The sequence below is a fragment of the Pseudoxanthobacter soli DSM 19599 genome, assembly GCF_900148505.1.
In the GTDB taxonomy this organism is placed as follows: Bacteria; Pseudomonadota; Alphaproteobacteria; order Rhizobiales; family Segnochrobactraceae; genus Pseudoxanthobacter; species Pseudoxanthobacter soli.
The window spans coordinates 353,119-367,577 of the sequence record NZ_FRXO01000002.1 but is presented as its reverse complement, the minus strand read 5'-3'; the positions used below and the strand labels follow the sequence as shown (position 1 = coordinate 367,577).

The window sequence follows — 14,459 nt, the reverse complement described above, 5'->3', positions numbered from 1 at the left end:
GGAAAGGGCGACCGTGCGTTCGACTCGGCGGGCGGCGTATCGCCGTTCGGCTGCGGCTATCCTCGCGGCGGCCGGGCTGTTCCTTTCGGCCGGTGGCGCTTCGGCGCAGCTGTTCGGAAACAACAACACGGCGAACCAGCTCAGCAACATGTCGGTCCGGCTCGATACGACCGAGAGCCAGATGCGCGCGCTGAACGGCCAGATCGAGCAGCTCAATCATCAGATCATGCAGCTGCAGCAGCAGATCCAGCAGATGCAGGAGCTCAACGAGTTCCGCTTCCAGCAGCTCGAAGGCGGCAAGGGTGGTACGCCCGCCAAGCCGATGAAAAAATCCTCGCTTGAGGGCGCCCCGCCTGCGGGCGGCGCCGGCACCGATGTCGCCGCGCTGCCGGCGGACGGGTTCTCCGCCCAGCCCGAAGCCGCTCCGCCCACACCGGGCGGAGCCGGTCCGGTCGGCACCTTCCCGGCTGCCGAGCCCGCCGGCAATACCGCCGCGGCGCCGGCGGTGCCGGGCAGCGGCCCCCTGGACCTGACGGCGTTGATCCGGGCGAACGACCCCTCGGCCGATGCCGCCGCGGGCGCCCCGCCGGCAGACCCGGCTTCAACCGCGGGGCTGCCCGACACGGGCGCCGTCGCGGCGGCACCGCCCACGAATCTCGGCACCTTGCCGGCCTCGGACGTTCCTGGCGTCGGCTCGCCGACATACACGCCGCCCGCCGGCACCCAGGTGGCGGCCGTGCCGGGCCCGTCTTCGGCGCCGGCGACGCCGCGCACTGCCTATGACGAAGCCTACGGCTATGTGATGCGGGGCGATTACGTTCAGGCGGAATCGGCGTTCCGCCGCTTCCTCGCGTCCTATCCCGGCGACAAGCTGGAACCGGACGCGCAATATTGGCTGGGCGAGAGCCTCTATTCGCGCGGCAACTATCGCGACGCCGCGACGGCCTTCCTCGAGGGCTACACCCAGCATCCCGAAAGCCGCAAGGCGCCCGACAGCCTGTTCAAGCTCGGCCTGTCGCTGAACGGCATGGGCGAGAAGAGCGCCGCCTGCGCCTCCTACAAGGAACTCTTGACGCGCTATACCTCCGCGTCCGCCGCGCTGCGTGATCGCGTCCGCGCGGAGCAGAAGACCGCCGGCTGCTGACGGCCGTGCCAGAGACGGAACAATCCGCGGCCGGCACGTCCGCCGCCTCTGCGTCCGGAGCTCCGGCTCCCGTCCGCGACGATGAACTCGACGCCCTTTTTGCCCCGCTGAGCGCCCATCGAAGCGTGCTGCTCGCGGTGTCCGGTGGCTCCGATTCAACAGCCCTCGCCTTCCTGTTCGCCCGCTGGCGCAGTCTCCGCGCCTGGATGCCGGACGACACGGCGCGTCCCGTTCCTGCAGCCCCGCCCGTTCCCGCCGCCGTCGTTGCGACGGTCGACCATGCCCTCCGGCCGGGTTCGGCCGATGAGGCGAAAGCCGTCGGCGAACTAGTGGGCCGCTTCGACCTGCCCCACCGCATTCTCGTCTGGCAGGGCGAGAAACCGACATCGGACCTTCAGGCAGCGGCGCGCGATGCCCGCTATGCCCTGCTGCTCGAGGCGGCGCGGCACTGCGGCGCCACGGCGATCGTCACCGCCCACACGCTCGACGACCAGGCCGAGACTTTTCTGATGCGGCTCGGGCGCGGCAGCGGGCTTGCCGGGCTGTCCGCGATGCGGCCGGAGCGCCAGCTCGACGAGTGCGTGCTCGTCCGCCCGCTGCTCGGCATCGACCGGGAGCGTCTGCGGGCGACGCTTCGTGCCGCCGGCATCGCGTGGAGCGACGATCCGTCGAACGAGAACCCGGCCTTCGCACGCGTGCGGCTTCGCAGGCTGATGCCGCTTCTGGCCGCGGAGGGCCTGACCGCCGGCCGGCTCTCGGCGACTGCCGCCCGGCTCGCCCGCGCGCAGTCCGTCATCGACGATCTCGTCGCGGATCTCGCCACCCGCACCGTGGAGCGCCACCCGGGAGGCTTCGCCGCCATCGATCTGGTGGCGCTCTCACAGGCGCATGAGGAGGTCGCGCTCCGGTTGTTCTCGCGCGTCATCTCCGATGTCGGCGGCGGCTGGTACGGCCCGCGTCTCGAACGGCTCGAGGCCGCGTTCCGGGCGGTCACGGCGCCGCTCCCCGATGGTGGGGGACGCCCGCCCGCGCGCACGCTCGGCGGCACCGCCATCATCCGTCGTGGGACGCGCCTGTGGATCCATCGCGAGGCCGGGCGGGACGGTCTGCCGAGCCTCGCGCTCGCGCCCGGTGAGACGTCGATGTGGGACGGTCGCGTGAGCGTGTCGCTTGCGTCTCACGCTCCGCATCACATTGTCGTGGCTCCGCTCGGTCCCGGCGGCCGCAAACTGACCGGGATCAAGGCGAAGGCGGGCGTCACCCGCGATGGTGATCTGCCTCCGGCGTCCGCCCTGGCGACCGTTCCCGCCGCATGGGCGGAGGGGACACTGGTGGCCGTGCCGGCGCTGAACTTCTATTCGGCGCCGGCCTGGGCCGACCTCATCGGTTTCGGGCCGTGGCCGCGACACGCCGGAGCGCGCGGGCGATAGGCGGGCCTTCCGGCAAAGACCGGTACATTCTGGCCGGGATAGGCGTCGAATCGGTCCTTTTACCGGGCTTGGCATTGCCTGCCGTCGCACCTATGTTTCGGGAGACAAGCGGGGGATGCACCCGCGGCGAAGGGTCGGTCATGAACAACACTTTTCGGAACTTCGCGCTGTGGGTGATCATCGGTCTCCTGCTGATCGCGCTGTTCCAGCTTTTCCAGAGCCCCGGCAATCGTGCCGCCTCGACGGATGTTCCGTTCTCGCAGTTCCTGAGCGACGTCGACGACGGCTCTGTGAAATCCGTGACGATCGTCGACCAGCAGATCTCGGGCACATACGCGCGCGGCGGCTCTTTCCAGACCTTCGCACCGCGTGACGCCAGCTACATCGACAAGCTCGAAGCCAAGGGCGTGACCATCACGGCGAAGCCCGCCGGCGAGAACTTCTCGCTCATCGGTGCGCTGATCTCGTGGTTCCCGATGCTGCTGATCCTCGGCATCTGGCTGTTCGTGATGCGCCAGATGCAGGGCTCGGGCGGCAAGGCCATGGGCTTCGGCAAGTCGAAGGCCAAGCTCCTGACCGAGGCCCACGGCCGCGTTACGTTCGACGACGTCGCCGGTGTCGACGAGGCCAAGGAGGATCTGCAGGAGATCGTGGACTTCCTGCGCGACCCGCAGAAGTTCCAGCGTCTCGGTGGCCGCATCCCGCGCGGCGTGCTGCTGGTCGGCCCGCCCGGTACCGGCAAGACGCTCCTGGCGCGCGCCATCGCCGGCGAGGCCAATGTTCCGTTCTTCACCATCTCGGGTTCCGATTTCGTCGAAATGTTCGTCGGCGTCGGTGCCAGCCGCGTGCGCGACATGTTCGAGCAGGCGAAGAAGAACGCGCCCTGCATCATCTTCATCGACGAAATCGACGCGGTCGGCCGCCATCGCGGTGCCGGCCTCGGCGGCGGCAACGACGAGCGCGAGCAGACTCTCAACCAGCTCCTCGTGGAGATGGACGGCTTCGAAGCCAACGAAGGCATCATCCTGATCGCCGCGACCAACCGGCCGGACGTTCTCGACCCGGCGCTGCTGCGTCCCGGCCGCTTCGATCGCCAGATCGTCGTGCCGAATCCCGATGTCGTCGGCCGCGAGCGCATTCTGAAGGTGCACGCCCGCAAGGTGCCGCTGGCGCCCGACGTGAACCTCAAGACCCTCGCGCGCGGCACTCCGGGCTTCTCGGGCGCCGATCTCATGAACCTCGTCAACGAGGCGGCGCTGATGGCGGCCCGCCGTGGCAAGCGCCTGGTGACGATGGCGGAGTTCGAGGACGCGAAGGACAAGGTGATGATGGGCGCGGAGCGCCGCACGCTGGTGATGACCGAAGGCGAGAAGCGCCTCACGGCCTATCACGAGGGCGGCCATGCCATCGTCGCGCTGCACGTTCCGGCGACGGACCCCGTGCACAAGGCGACCATCATTCCGCGCGGCCGCGCCCTCGGCATGGTCATGCAGCTGCCGGAGCGCGACAAGCTCTCCATGTCCTACGAGCAGATGACGTCGCGCCTCGCCATCCTCATGGGCGGCCGCGTGGCCGAGCAGCTGATCTTCGGCAAGGACAAGGTGACGTCCGGCGCGGCGTCCGACATCGAGCAGGCCACCAAGCTGGCGCGCGCCATGGTGACCCGCTGGGGCTTCTCGGACGATCTCGGCACGGTCGCCTACGGTGACAACCAGGACGAGGTGTTCCTGGGCATGTCCATGGGCAAGCAGCAGAACGTTTCCGAGGAGACAGCCCGTAAGATCGACGCCGAAGTGCGCCGCCTTGTCGAGGAGGGCCACGCCGAGGCGTTCCGCATCCTGACCGAGAACGGTCACGAGCTGGAGACGCTCGCCCAGGGGCTGCTCGAATACGAGACGCTCTCGGGCGACGAGATCCGCAACCTGCTGAACGGCATCCCGCCGGTGCGCGACAGCGGCGACGAGCCGTCGCCGCCCCGCCAGTCGGCGGTGCCGACGGCCGGCGGGCCGAAGCCGAGCCCCAAGGGCGACGGTACGGGCGACATGCACCCGCAGCCTCAGGCCTGACTTCCCGCGTCGTTCGTGGCGCATGAGACAGACGAAAGAAGCCGGCCCCCCTCGGGCCGGCTTTTTTGTTGTCCTTGCCTTTCTTGTTGTCCCGGCCCGAGAAATCGGACAGCTTTTTCTTTAAAATCGGGCGCGTGCCGAAGGGGAGGTGGCGAATGCTGGAACTCAGGCCCAGTTGCGAATGCTGCGACCGTGACTTGCCGCCCGAAAGCGGGCTTGCCCGCATCTGCAGCTTCGAATGCACGTTTTGCGCCGGCTGTGCGGAGGGCGTGTTGGCCGGTCGCTGCCCGAACTGTGGCGGCAATCTCGTGGCGCGGCCGATCCGCCCGCCGGCCGCGCTCGCGCGTCATCCGGCCTCCACCGTCCGTGTCGTGAAAGAACGGGGCTGTACCGCCGTCGCCTGAGGGGGCGATGTTCGGGCGCGGGGCGGACACGGATCGTAGAAGAGGGCATGGAGGGCCCCCGGGCCGCAGCGCGTGGCCGCTTTCGGCCTTCAGGCCGCGTCGTCGGCGACGATCGTGCTTTCGTCGAGCGGCGCCAGGGCCTCCACCACCTCGACCTCGTGACGCCGGCAGAGTTCGCCGAAGGCAGGCGAGGCGAGGCGGTCGGTGACGAAGCAGGATATCGCCGCGATGTGGCCGATGCGGATCGGCGCGGTCCGCTCGAACTTCATGCGGTCGGCGACGAGGATCGTCCGGCGCGCATTGCCGATGATCGCCTGGGAGACCGGCACCTCGCGATAATCGTAGTCGAGCAGCCCGCCGTCGTCATCGATGGCCGAGGCGCCGATCACGGCGGTATCGACCTTGAACTGGCGGACGAAGTCCGCGGTCGTCGAACCGACGACCCCGCCATCCGACCGGCGCACCGGTCCGCCGGCGACGATCACCTCGATGCGCGGGTGGCGATAGAGCAGGTTGGCGACGTTGAGATTGTTGGTGATGACCAGGAGCCCGTCGTGGTCGACCAGCGCGCGGGCGACTTCCTCGGTCGTCGTGCCGATATTGAGGAACAGCGACGAGTTGTCGGGAATGAGCCGGGCGGCGGCCTCGCCGATGGCGCGCTTCTCCTCGGCGGCGATGAAGCGCCGCGCCTCGTAGCCCACATTCTCCACCCCCGAAGCGATCACCGCGCCGCCGTGGATGCGCGACAGCACGCGCCGCTCGCACAGATCGTTCAGATCCTTGCGGATGGTCTGGGGTGTGACGCCGAAGCGGGTTGCGAGCTCATCGACGCCCACGCGCCCCCGTGAGCGGGCGAGGCTCAGAATTTCGCGCCGGCGTGGCGGCAGATCGTGCACGGTCCGGCCTCCTGTCGTGCTCCGCCTTCGGCCGAGTTTAGACCGGATCGCCCCTCGGAGGAATGGCGGCGACCCGGACTCGGGCCGCCGCCGCCAGCCGCTTGTGGACGGCGTCAGGTCGGCTTGCGCACGTCGCCGGTCAGCACGACGGTCGGCGCGCCGGCATCGAGGATGCGCTTGGCGGCGCGCCGCACATCCTCGAGCGTCACCGCCTCGACGAGGCTGTTGCGCTTGTCGATATAGTCAATGCCGAGATTGTCGAGCTGGATGCCGAGCAACTGGCCGGCGATGCCGCCGGAGGTGTCGAAGCGCAACGGATAGGAACCGGTGATGAAGCGCTTGGCGTCCGCCAGCTCCTTCTCGGTCGGTCCCGTCTCCGCCATCCGGCGGATTTGCTCGCGGATCAGCTTCAGCGCTTCGGCGGCATTCTCCGGCTTGGTCGCGGTGCCGCCGAGGAACATGCCGGCGTGATCGTAGGCCGCGAGATAGGTCTCGATGCCGTAGGTCAGACCGCGCTTCTCGCGGACCTCCTCGAACAGCCACGAGGTGAAGGTGCCGCCGCCCAGGATATGGTTCATCACGTAGGCTGGAATGAAATCCGGATCACTGCGCAGCACGCCCGGTCCGCCGAACTGGATGATCGTCTGCGCGGCCGGCATGGCGCGTTCGCGCTCGAGGTCGGTCTTCGGCACCACGTTCGGCACGGGCGTCAGGTCGGCCTTCTCAGGCAGGGCACCGAAGGTCTTGTCGAGCAGCTTTCCAAGCGTCTCGGCGTCGATGGCGCCGACCACCGCGACCACGAGATTGTCGCGGGCGAAGGTGCGCCCGCGGAACGCCTTCAGATCGGCAGCCGTGAGCCCGGACACCGTCTCCACCGTGCCGTCGGCCGAGCGGCCATAGGGATGATCCGGGAACGCCGCCGCGCTCCACAGCCGGCCTGCGACGTCATTCGGGTCCTCGTCGGAGGCACGGATGCCGGCGACGATCTGAGCGCGCATGCGCTCGATCGGCTCCTGGTCGAAACGCGGCTCGGTGAGCGCGAGACGCAGGAGGTCGAAGGCCTGGTCCCGCTCGGACGCGAGCGTCGTCAGGCGGCCGACGAAGTTGTCCCGGGTGGCGGAGAAGCCGAGGCGGACGCCGAGGGTCGTCAGCTCGTTCTGGTAGAGCGTCGAATCCAGCGGTCCGGCGCCTTCGTCGAGCATCGTCGACATCAGGTTGGCCAGGCCCTCCTTGCCGGCCGGGTCCTGAGCCGAGCCGGCTCCACGGAAGGCGAAGTTCATCGTCACCAGCGGCACGGAATCGTTCTGGACGAGCCATGCCTTGATGCCGCCCGGGCTCGTCACCGGCTCGATCTTCATTGCGTCGGCGGGCACCGCATAGAGCGAGGCGGCGGCGAAGCCGGCGACGACGAGGGCGGTGCGGGTGAACTTGCCGAATTGCGTTTCCAGAACCTGCACGGCGCCGGACGCGAGACGAAGGGGATTGACGAAGCGCGACATCGGAATCAGCCCTGCTGGTTGATGGAGGTGAGCGGGGAGACCGGGGCGCCGCCGCCCTTGCCGCCGGGCTTGGGCAACAGCACGCCCGTTGCGGCCGGCTCCTTGCCGAGATAGCGCTGCGCCACGGCCTGCACCTCCGCCGGGGTGACCGCCGCGATGCCTTTGGGCCAGTTGCGGATGGAATCGATGGTCTCGCCGGTCGTCAGGCCGGTGCCGAAGGCCCGGGCGAGCGAGGACTGGCTGTCCTGGGCGTAGATGGTGTCGGCGATGATCGAGCGCTTGGCGCGGTCGACTTCCTCTGCGGTCGCGCCCTTGGCGATGAGATCGGCGAGAACGCCGTCCATCGCCTTCTCGGCGTCCTCCGGCTTCACGCCGTCGCGCGGCATGACGTAGATCGTGAACCGGCCCTCGTCGAGGCTGCCCGACTGGTAGCCGGCACCGGCATCGGTGGCGGGCCCGCCGTTGCGAACCAGCGCGTCGTACATCCGGCTGGTGGAGCCGCCGCCGAGCACCTCCGCCAGCACGGCGAGCGCGGCGGTTTCCTTCGGATCGTGGGCGGTCGAGGTCGGCACCAGCCAGGCCTGCTGCACCACCGGCTGCGACACACGCTCGTCGCTGAGCGTCACACGCCGCTCCGCCTGGAGTTCCGGCACGGGCGGACGCACCCGCTCGCCCGGCTCGGAGCGGCGCGGAACCTTGCCGTAAGTCTCCTCGGCGAGGCGCTTCACCTCGTCGGGCGTCACGTCGCCGGCGACGATCAGCACCGCGTTGTTGGGCGTGTAGTACTTGTCATAGAAGGCAAGGGCGTCCTTCGCCGTCAGCGCCTCGATCTCGGGCCGCCAGCCGATCACGGGAATGGCGTAGGGATGGGTAACATAGAGCGCCGCCGACATCGCCACGGCGAGTTCCGCGGAAGGGTCGTTTTCGATCCGTTGGGCGCGTTCCTGCAGCACGACCTGCTTTTCCGGCGCCAGGATGGCATCGGTCAGCACCAGGTTCTCCATGCGATCCGCCTCGAACTCCATCATCTGCTTCAGGTTCTCTTTGGAGACCTGCTGATAGAAGGCGGTGTAGTCGTTGGAGGTGAACGCGTTCTCTTCTCCGCCGATGTCCGACACGACCTTGCTGAACTCGCCGGTCGGATGGGCCTTCGTGCCCTTGAACATCAGGTGTTCGAGAAAGTGGGCGATGCCCGACTTGCCGGGTGGCTCGTCCGCGGCACCGGCCTTGTACCAGATCATGTGGGTGACGACGGGTGCGCGATGATCCGGGATCACCACCACCTGCAAGCCGTTGTCGAGGGTGAAGGTCGAGAGTTGCGGCGCGATCTGCGGCGCTTCGATCGGCGGCGCGGCCTGCTGTTCGGCGCGAACTTCGGCGGGCGCAACGGAGAGGCCCGTGGCGACGACGAGGGCGGCGACGGCGCTGAACCCGACGCTGCGCTGGCGCCGAACCCGGTGCGGGTCGGTCTCGGCCGTGGCGGACATCGAGCGAAGGAAGCCGGAACGTGGCACTGTGGACCTCTGAAGGTTCGTGGGCGGATGCCCGGACGACGATTTTCGGCGAGCCGTCCGGCTCGGACCGCTGGACGGCAGGGCCGCTCATGCGCGCGTAAGTCCGGGCTCATCGTCCGGACGTGAGATCATTCTCCATGCCACCGGAAGACGAACTCTCCCGATGAGAGGGCGGGATCCCGAAGCGGATGGCGGCGCCGACGCAGCTTCGACAAGCTTTGTGGCGCCGATGCGCCCGCAAGCTGAATTCTTCGTAATGTTGGGGATGCCGGGTGGCCGTGATCTCAAGCCGGCGGCGGGCGGCGAGCGCCAGAGAACATTCCGTACGGCTCAAGCCGATCGGAACGAGAAGGATGTGCACAAGCTTTTGAATCCGCAGCGATTTCCCGGCAGACGGATGATGCCGTGCGATCGGCGAGCGCGAAGCGGGCCGGGCCCTTCTGACCTTCGTCGGGCCTCGCCGCGGTGTTTCCGGGGCCGTGGTGAAACGCGGGGCTTTGCGGCGAATGAGCGGCAGCTAGTTCGTGCCCCTTCGATCCGCCGCGGGCCGACAACGCTGCGCCTGCCCTGCGGCCGTGCCGCACAACACTGGCCCCCGGCGACCGGCCGCCCCAGGGGCGGACCGGCGCGTGGTGCGCCGCCGCCTGTGAGGATCCCGCCGGTTACTGGGTCGCCGTGGCCGAGGTGCCGGACGTCGACTGCGAGCTGTCCTCAACCCACTCCGGCTGATCGGACTGGCCGCCCTTCGGCTTTGCAGTCGGGTTCACCTCGGGCGTCGAGGACTTGTATTGCTGGAAAACGTTCTTCTTGTAGGCCGGCACAGGCGCGTTCGGTGCCGGCTGCAGATAGGCCGTCGGCGGCTGCACCAGATATTTGCGCTCGGCGTTCGCCCCGATCCCGACCGTGCCGTCGTCAGCAGTCTCAGGCTTGTTGAGCTTCTGCGAGGCCATCTCGTTCGGGGTCAGCGTGCGTCCGGCCTGACGCGCCTCGGAGCCGGCGGCACTCACCGGACCGCCCTTCACGAGGCCGCCGCCGGGAATGCGGGCCGCCTGCATTTCCTCCGGCGTGGAACGCGCGGCTTCCGAATCCATCATGGCGCTCGCAAGCGCCGCCTTCGGAGCGGTGGCTTCGGCTTCCGCTTCCGCCGCCTTCTGCTTGTCGGGATCGTTCGGCCACGACTGGGCGGAGGCCACCAGCTGCTCGTTGCTTTCCGGTGCCGGCAGGTTGTTCAGCGACGGCGGAATGGCAAGCGGCGAGCGGGGAACGTAGGCGATCGGAGCCGCCGGCGGATCGATGATGCCGGCACCGGTCAGGATGCGCTTGGCCAGCATGCCGCTGCCCGATCCCTGCACCGGCTCGGCCTTGACGTCGTCGGCATAATAGTTGCCGTTCACCACGGAGGTGCAGCCGCCCAAGGCGAGCGCCGCGCCCGCCACGAACGCCAAAGCGACGGGACTGGCGAGCCTGGTCATCGTGGACGAAGCGGGAGCGCCGCGGCTGGCGAACATTCGACGAGGGCTCAAGACTTCAGGCTCCGTTTCGTTCGTCCGTCCATGGCAGCAGGGACTGGTGGGACGGGCTCCGCATTCCGCGATGCCGAATCGCAGCCTCTGCAGATCGAGGCACGACAAGCGCGGGAAGCAAACCGTTGCTTTGCGGCATCAATACGACATCCGACGCCACACCGCGAGGGGGACGTGCATCCGGCACAACCCCGTCGGTTCTGCGCTTCGACCGAAAAGCGCGTCGGGACGGAGAGGCTCAGTGCGGCTTGTCTGTCCGACGCGATCCGATCAGCGCATCGAGCAACAGCCCGGCCGCTCCGGCGACGATCGCGACATCCGCCACGTTAAAGACGTACCACGAGAAGCTGCCGACGTGGAAGTGAACGAAATCGACGACTGCACCGTAGGCGATGCGGTCGATGCCGTTGCCGATGGCGCCGCCGATGACGAGGCCGAGCGCGGTGCCGACCAGCGGCCCGCGCGCACGGCGGAGCCAGATCGACAGCGCGATTACGGCGACGACCGTGATCGCCGCGAGCCCCCAGCGGCCGACGGCGCTGTCCTGCTGGAACAGGCCGTAGGAGATTCCGCGGTTCCAGACCAGCACGATGTCGAGGAAGGGCGCCAGGCGGTAGCCGCCGGATTCGAGGTCGGCGATGTTGAGCAGCGCCAGCTTGGAAAGCTGGTCGAGCAGCAGAACGATGACGGCGATAGCGATGCCGAGGCGCATCGACGGCTTTGCGCCTGGGGTCGCTCCGGCTTCGTGCGGGCGGCTTCGGGGGGCTGCCATCTCTTCCAGGGGTCTCCGAATGTCCGGGTTGCAACGCCGTGGGCTGTCCGATCGGCGGGAATGCGCCCCGGCGAGCGTCGGAAGCGGTGGGCGACATCATCCGATGCCGCCCACACGAGCGTCGGTTCAGGCGGCCTTGCGGCGTGCCTCGAATTCCCGCATCGCCGCCGCGTCGCGCGGCGACAGGTCGGGATAATCGGGGTCGGAGCCGACCTCCGGCAGGATCTTCCACGACCGCGCGCACTTCGTTCCCTCGGCACGGCCGGGCACCACCGCAACGGCCGCCACGTCATCGAGGCGGAAGGCCTCGGCCGGGGCTTCAGAGGTGACGAGCGTCGCGCCCGACGTGATGGCGATCTCGGCGAGATCCACGCCCTCGAACGCGGCGGCAAGCGCCGGGTCGGTGACATGGACCACCGGATGCGCCTCCAGCGAGGAGCCGATCCGCTTCTCGCGGCGCTCGATCTCGAGCGCGCCGGTCACGACCTTGCGCACGAGACGCACCTTGCGCCACTTCTCGGCCAGCGCGTCGTCGCGCCAGCTTGCCGGAACCGCGGGGAACTGGCGCAGGTGAACCGAGCCGTCCTCCGACGGATGCCGCGACAGCCAGCTTTCCTCGATGGTGAACGGCAGCAGCGGCGCCAGCCACGCGGTGAGGCACGAGAACACCTTGTCCACCACCGAAAGCGCGGCGCGCCGGCGCACCGACGACCACGGATCGCAGTAGAGCGCGTCCTTGCGGATATCGAAATAGAACGCCGACAGGTCGACGATCATGAACGACGTCAGCTGCGAGACGATGCGCTTGAAGTCGAACGCCGCGTAGCCTTCGCGCACGATGCCGTCGAGTTCGTGCAGCCGGTGCAGGATCAGCCGCTCCAGTTCGGGCATCTCGCTCTCGGGCACCTCGGTGCCGTCGTAATGGGCGAGGGTGCCCAGCATCCAGCGCATCGTGTTGCGCAGCTTGCGGTAGGTGTCGGCCGTGGTCTTCAGGATTTCCGGCCCGATGCGGCTGTCCTCGGAATAGTCGGCGGACACGACCCAGAGCCGCAGGATGTCGGCGCCGTACTGCTTGATGACGTCCTGAGGCGCGACGGTGTTGCCGAGCGACTTCGACATCTTGCGGCCGTCCTCGTCCATGGTGAAGCCATGGGTGACGACGGTGTCGTAGGGCGCGCGGCCACGGGTGCCGCAGGATTCCAGCAGCGAGGAATGGAACCAGCCGCGATGCTGGTCGGAGCCCTCGAGATAGACGTCGGCCGGCCATTTCAGGTCGCCGCGGCCTTCCAGCACGAAGGCGTGGGTGGAGCCGGAATCGAACCAGACGTCGAGAATGTCGTCGACCTTCTCGAACTTCGCCGGATCGTGCTCGGGCGCTAGGAAGCGCGCCGCGGCGCCGGCCTCGAACCAGGCGTCCGCGCCCTCGGCCTCGAAGGCGGCGAGGATGCGGGCATTGACGGCGGCATCCTTCAGGACCGTGCCGGTTTCCTTCTCCACGAACACCGCGATCGGCACGCCCCAGGCGCGCTGGCGCGACACCACCCAGTCGGGACGGGCTTCGATCATGCCGCGCAGGCGGTTGTGGCCGGCTTCCGGCACGAAGCGCGTGGCGGCGATGGCGGCGAGCGCGCGGGCGCGCAGCGTGTCCGTGGGGCCGTTTTCCAACGGCTTGTCCATGGCGATGAACCACTGCGGCGTGTTGCGGAAGATAACCGGCTTCTTCGAGCGCCACGAATGGGGATATTGATGCTTGATACGGCCGCGCGCCATCAACGCGCCGGCCTCGCGGAGCGCGGCGATCACGGCGTCGTTGGCGTCGCCCTTCTCGCCCTTGTCGGTGAGCACCCGCTTGCCTGAGAGGCCGGGCGCCTCCTTGGTGAGGAAGCCGTCGGCGTCGACGGTGTAGGGGATGCGGCTTTCGATGCCGCGCGCCTCGATGGCGGCCTTGTTCGCCATCCAGACCTCGAAGTCGTCGGTGCCGTGACCCGGTGCGGTATGCACGAAGCCGGTGCCGGCGTCGTCGGTCACGTGGTCGCCGGCGAGCAGCGGCACCGCGAAGCCGTAGCCGAGGCCGGCAAGCGGATGCGCGGCGGTCACGGCGCCCAGAGCCTCGGCGGAAACGTCGGCGCGGCGCTCGAACGCGGTAACGCGCGCGGCCTTGAACACGGCTTCCGCCAGGGCGTCGGCGAGCACCAGCTTCTCGCCCGCCTTCACCCAGTTGTCCTCCGGCGCATCCGTCACCTCGTAGAGGCCGTAGGAGATGCGCGGCGAGAACGCGATGGCGCGGTTGCCGGGGATGGTCCAGGGCGTCGTGGTCCAGATCACCACGGCGGCACCCGCGAGCTCCGCCGGGCCAGCCGTCACCGGGAACTTGACGTGGATCGTGTCCGACTGGTGGTCGTGATATTCGATCTCTGCTTCGGCAAGCGCGGTCTTCTCCACGACCGACCACATCACGGGCTTCGAGCCGCGATAGAGCTGGTCGGAGACCGCGAACTTCATCAGTTCGCCGGCGATGACCGCTTCAGCCTTGAAGGCCATGGTGGTGTAGGGGTTGGTGAAGTCGCCGACAACGCCGAGGCGCTGGAACTCCTCGCCCTGCACGCCGACCCAATGCTCGGCGAACTGGCGGCATTCCTTGCGGAACTCGACGACCGGCACTTCGTCCTTGTTCTTGCCGGCGGCGCGGTACTTCTCCTCGATCTTCCACTCGATCGGCAGACCGTGGCAGTCCCAACCCGGAACGTAGTTGGAATCGAAGCCCTCCATCTGGCGCGAGCGCGAGATCACGTCCTTGAGGATCTTGTTGAGCGCGTGGCCGATGTGCAGGTTGCCGTTGGCATAGGGCGGGCCGTCGTGAAGCACGAATTTCGGCTTGCCCGACGAGGCCTCGCGCTGGCGGCGGTAGAGGTCGAGCCGCTTCCAGCGGGCGATGAACTCCGGCTCGCGCTGGGGCAGGCCGGCGCGCATCGGAAAATCGGTCTCCGGCAGGAACAGCGTGTCGGAATAGTCGCGGGCGGTGGACTCGGACTTGGTGTCGGTCATGATCGGTCGTCTCGGGTTCGGCGCGGGCGCCCGCATCTGGAGCGCTGCCGGCCGGGGAAGGGCGCGTCTGTCGGAGGGGCGGTCCGGCATGGCCGCCGCATCCCAGGAACCCCGACCCCCGCGCACGAGACGATGGCCCCGTGCCTCACGCGGAGGCCGGGCCGGT

General features: G+C 68.6%; 10 protein-coding genes. 4 read left to right on the top strand and 6 right to left on the bottom strand.

Annotated elements, in window-relative coordinates; translation table 11 throughout:
- The first annotated feature begins 13 nt into the window (after positions 1 to 13).
- From ybgF to BUF17_RS06050, 4 genes are all read left to right on the top strand, one after another.
- The gene (gene ybgF / locus BUF17_RS06065; RefSeq protein WP_073626597.1) at positions 14 to 1,144 is read left to right on the top strand and encodes a tol-pal system protein YbgF; all 1,131 of its coding nucleotides are present in this window, start codon (positions 14 to 16) and stop codon (positions 1,142 to 1,144) included.
- Positions 1,145 to 1,149: 5 nt separating this feature from the next.
- Complete coding sequence (gene tilS, locus BUF17_RS06060; RefSeq protein WP_139282435.1) at positions 1,150 to 2,574, top strand: tRNA lysidine(34) synthetase TilS; 1,425 nt, start codon at positions 1,150 to 1,152, stop codon at positions 2,572 to 2,574.
- Between the two features lie 140 nt (positions 2,575 to 2,714).
- Complete coding sequence (ftsH, locus tag BUF17_RS06055; protein ID WP_073626593.1) at positions 2,715 to 4,640, top strand: ATP-dependent zinc metalloprotease FtsH; 1,926 nt, start codon at positions 2,715 to 2,717, stop codon at positions 4,638 to 4,640.
- Positions 4,641 to 4,795: 155 nt separating this feature from the next.
- Positions 4,796 to 5,044 (top strand): DUF1272 domain-containing protein, encoded by a 249-nt coding sequence (locus BUF17_RS06050; protein ID WP_073626591.1) that lies wholly within the window; start codon positions 4,796 to 4,798, stop codon positions 5,042 to 5,044.
- Between the two features lie 89 nt (positions 5,045 to 5,133).
- Here the strand turns inward: BUF17_RS06050 and BUF17_RS06045 are convergent, their stop codons facing one another.
- The 6 genes from BUF17_RS06045 to ileS all read right to left on the bottom strand — a co-directional run bounded on the left by BUF17_RS06045 (position 5,134) and on the right by ileS (position 14,293).
- Positions 5,134 to 5,940, bottom strand: coding sequence for a DeoR/GlpR family DNA-binding transcription regulator (locus BUF17_RS06045; RefSeq protein ID WP_073626589.1), 807 nt, complete (start codon positions 5,938 to 5,940; stop codon positions 5,134 to 5,136).
- Between the two features lie 113 nt (positions 5,941 to 6,053).
- Entirely contained in the window at positions 6,054 to 7,439 is a 1,386-nt protein-coding gene (locus BUF17_RS06040; RefSeq protein ID WP_084564131.1) for a M16 family metallopeptidase, read from the bottom strand.
- A 5-nt stretch (positions 7,440 to 7,444) separates the two neighbouring features.
- On the bottom strand, positions 7,445 to 8,953 hold the full coding sequence (locus BUF17_RS06035; RefSeq protein ID WP_244530780.1) for a M16 family metallopeptidase: 1,509 nt from the start codon (positions 8,951 to 8,953) through the stop codon (positions 7,445 to 7,447).
- A gap of 662 nt (positions 8,954 to 9,615) precedes the next feature.
- A complete protein-coding gene (locus BUF17_RS06030; protein ID WP_073626585.1) occupies positions 9,616 to 10,461 on the bottom strand; it encodes a hypothetical protein in 846 nt (281 codons plus the stop codon).
- 253 nt (positions 10,462 to 10,714) lie between these two features.
- Positions 10,715 to 11,188, bottom strand: a complete 474-nt coding sequence (gene lspA / locus BUF17_RS06025; RefSeq protein WP_073626583.1) for a signal peptidase II — start codon at positions 11,186 to 11,188, stop codon at positions 10,715 to 10,717.
- 186 nt (positions 11,189 to 11,374) lie between these two features.
- A complete protein-coding gene (gene ileS / locus BUF17_RS06020; protein ID WP_073626581.1) occupies positions 11,375 to 14,293 on the bottom strand; it encodes an isoleucine--tRNA ligase in 2,919 nt (972 codons plus the stop codon).
- Positions 14,294 to 14,459 lie beyond the last annotated feature (166 nt).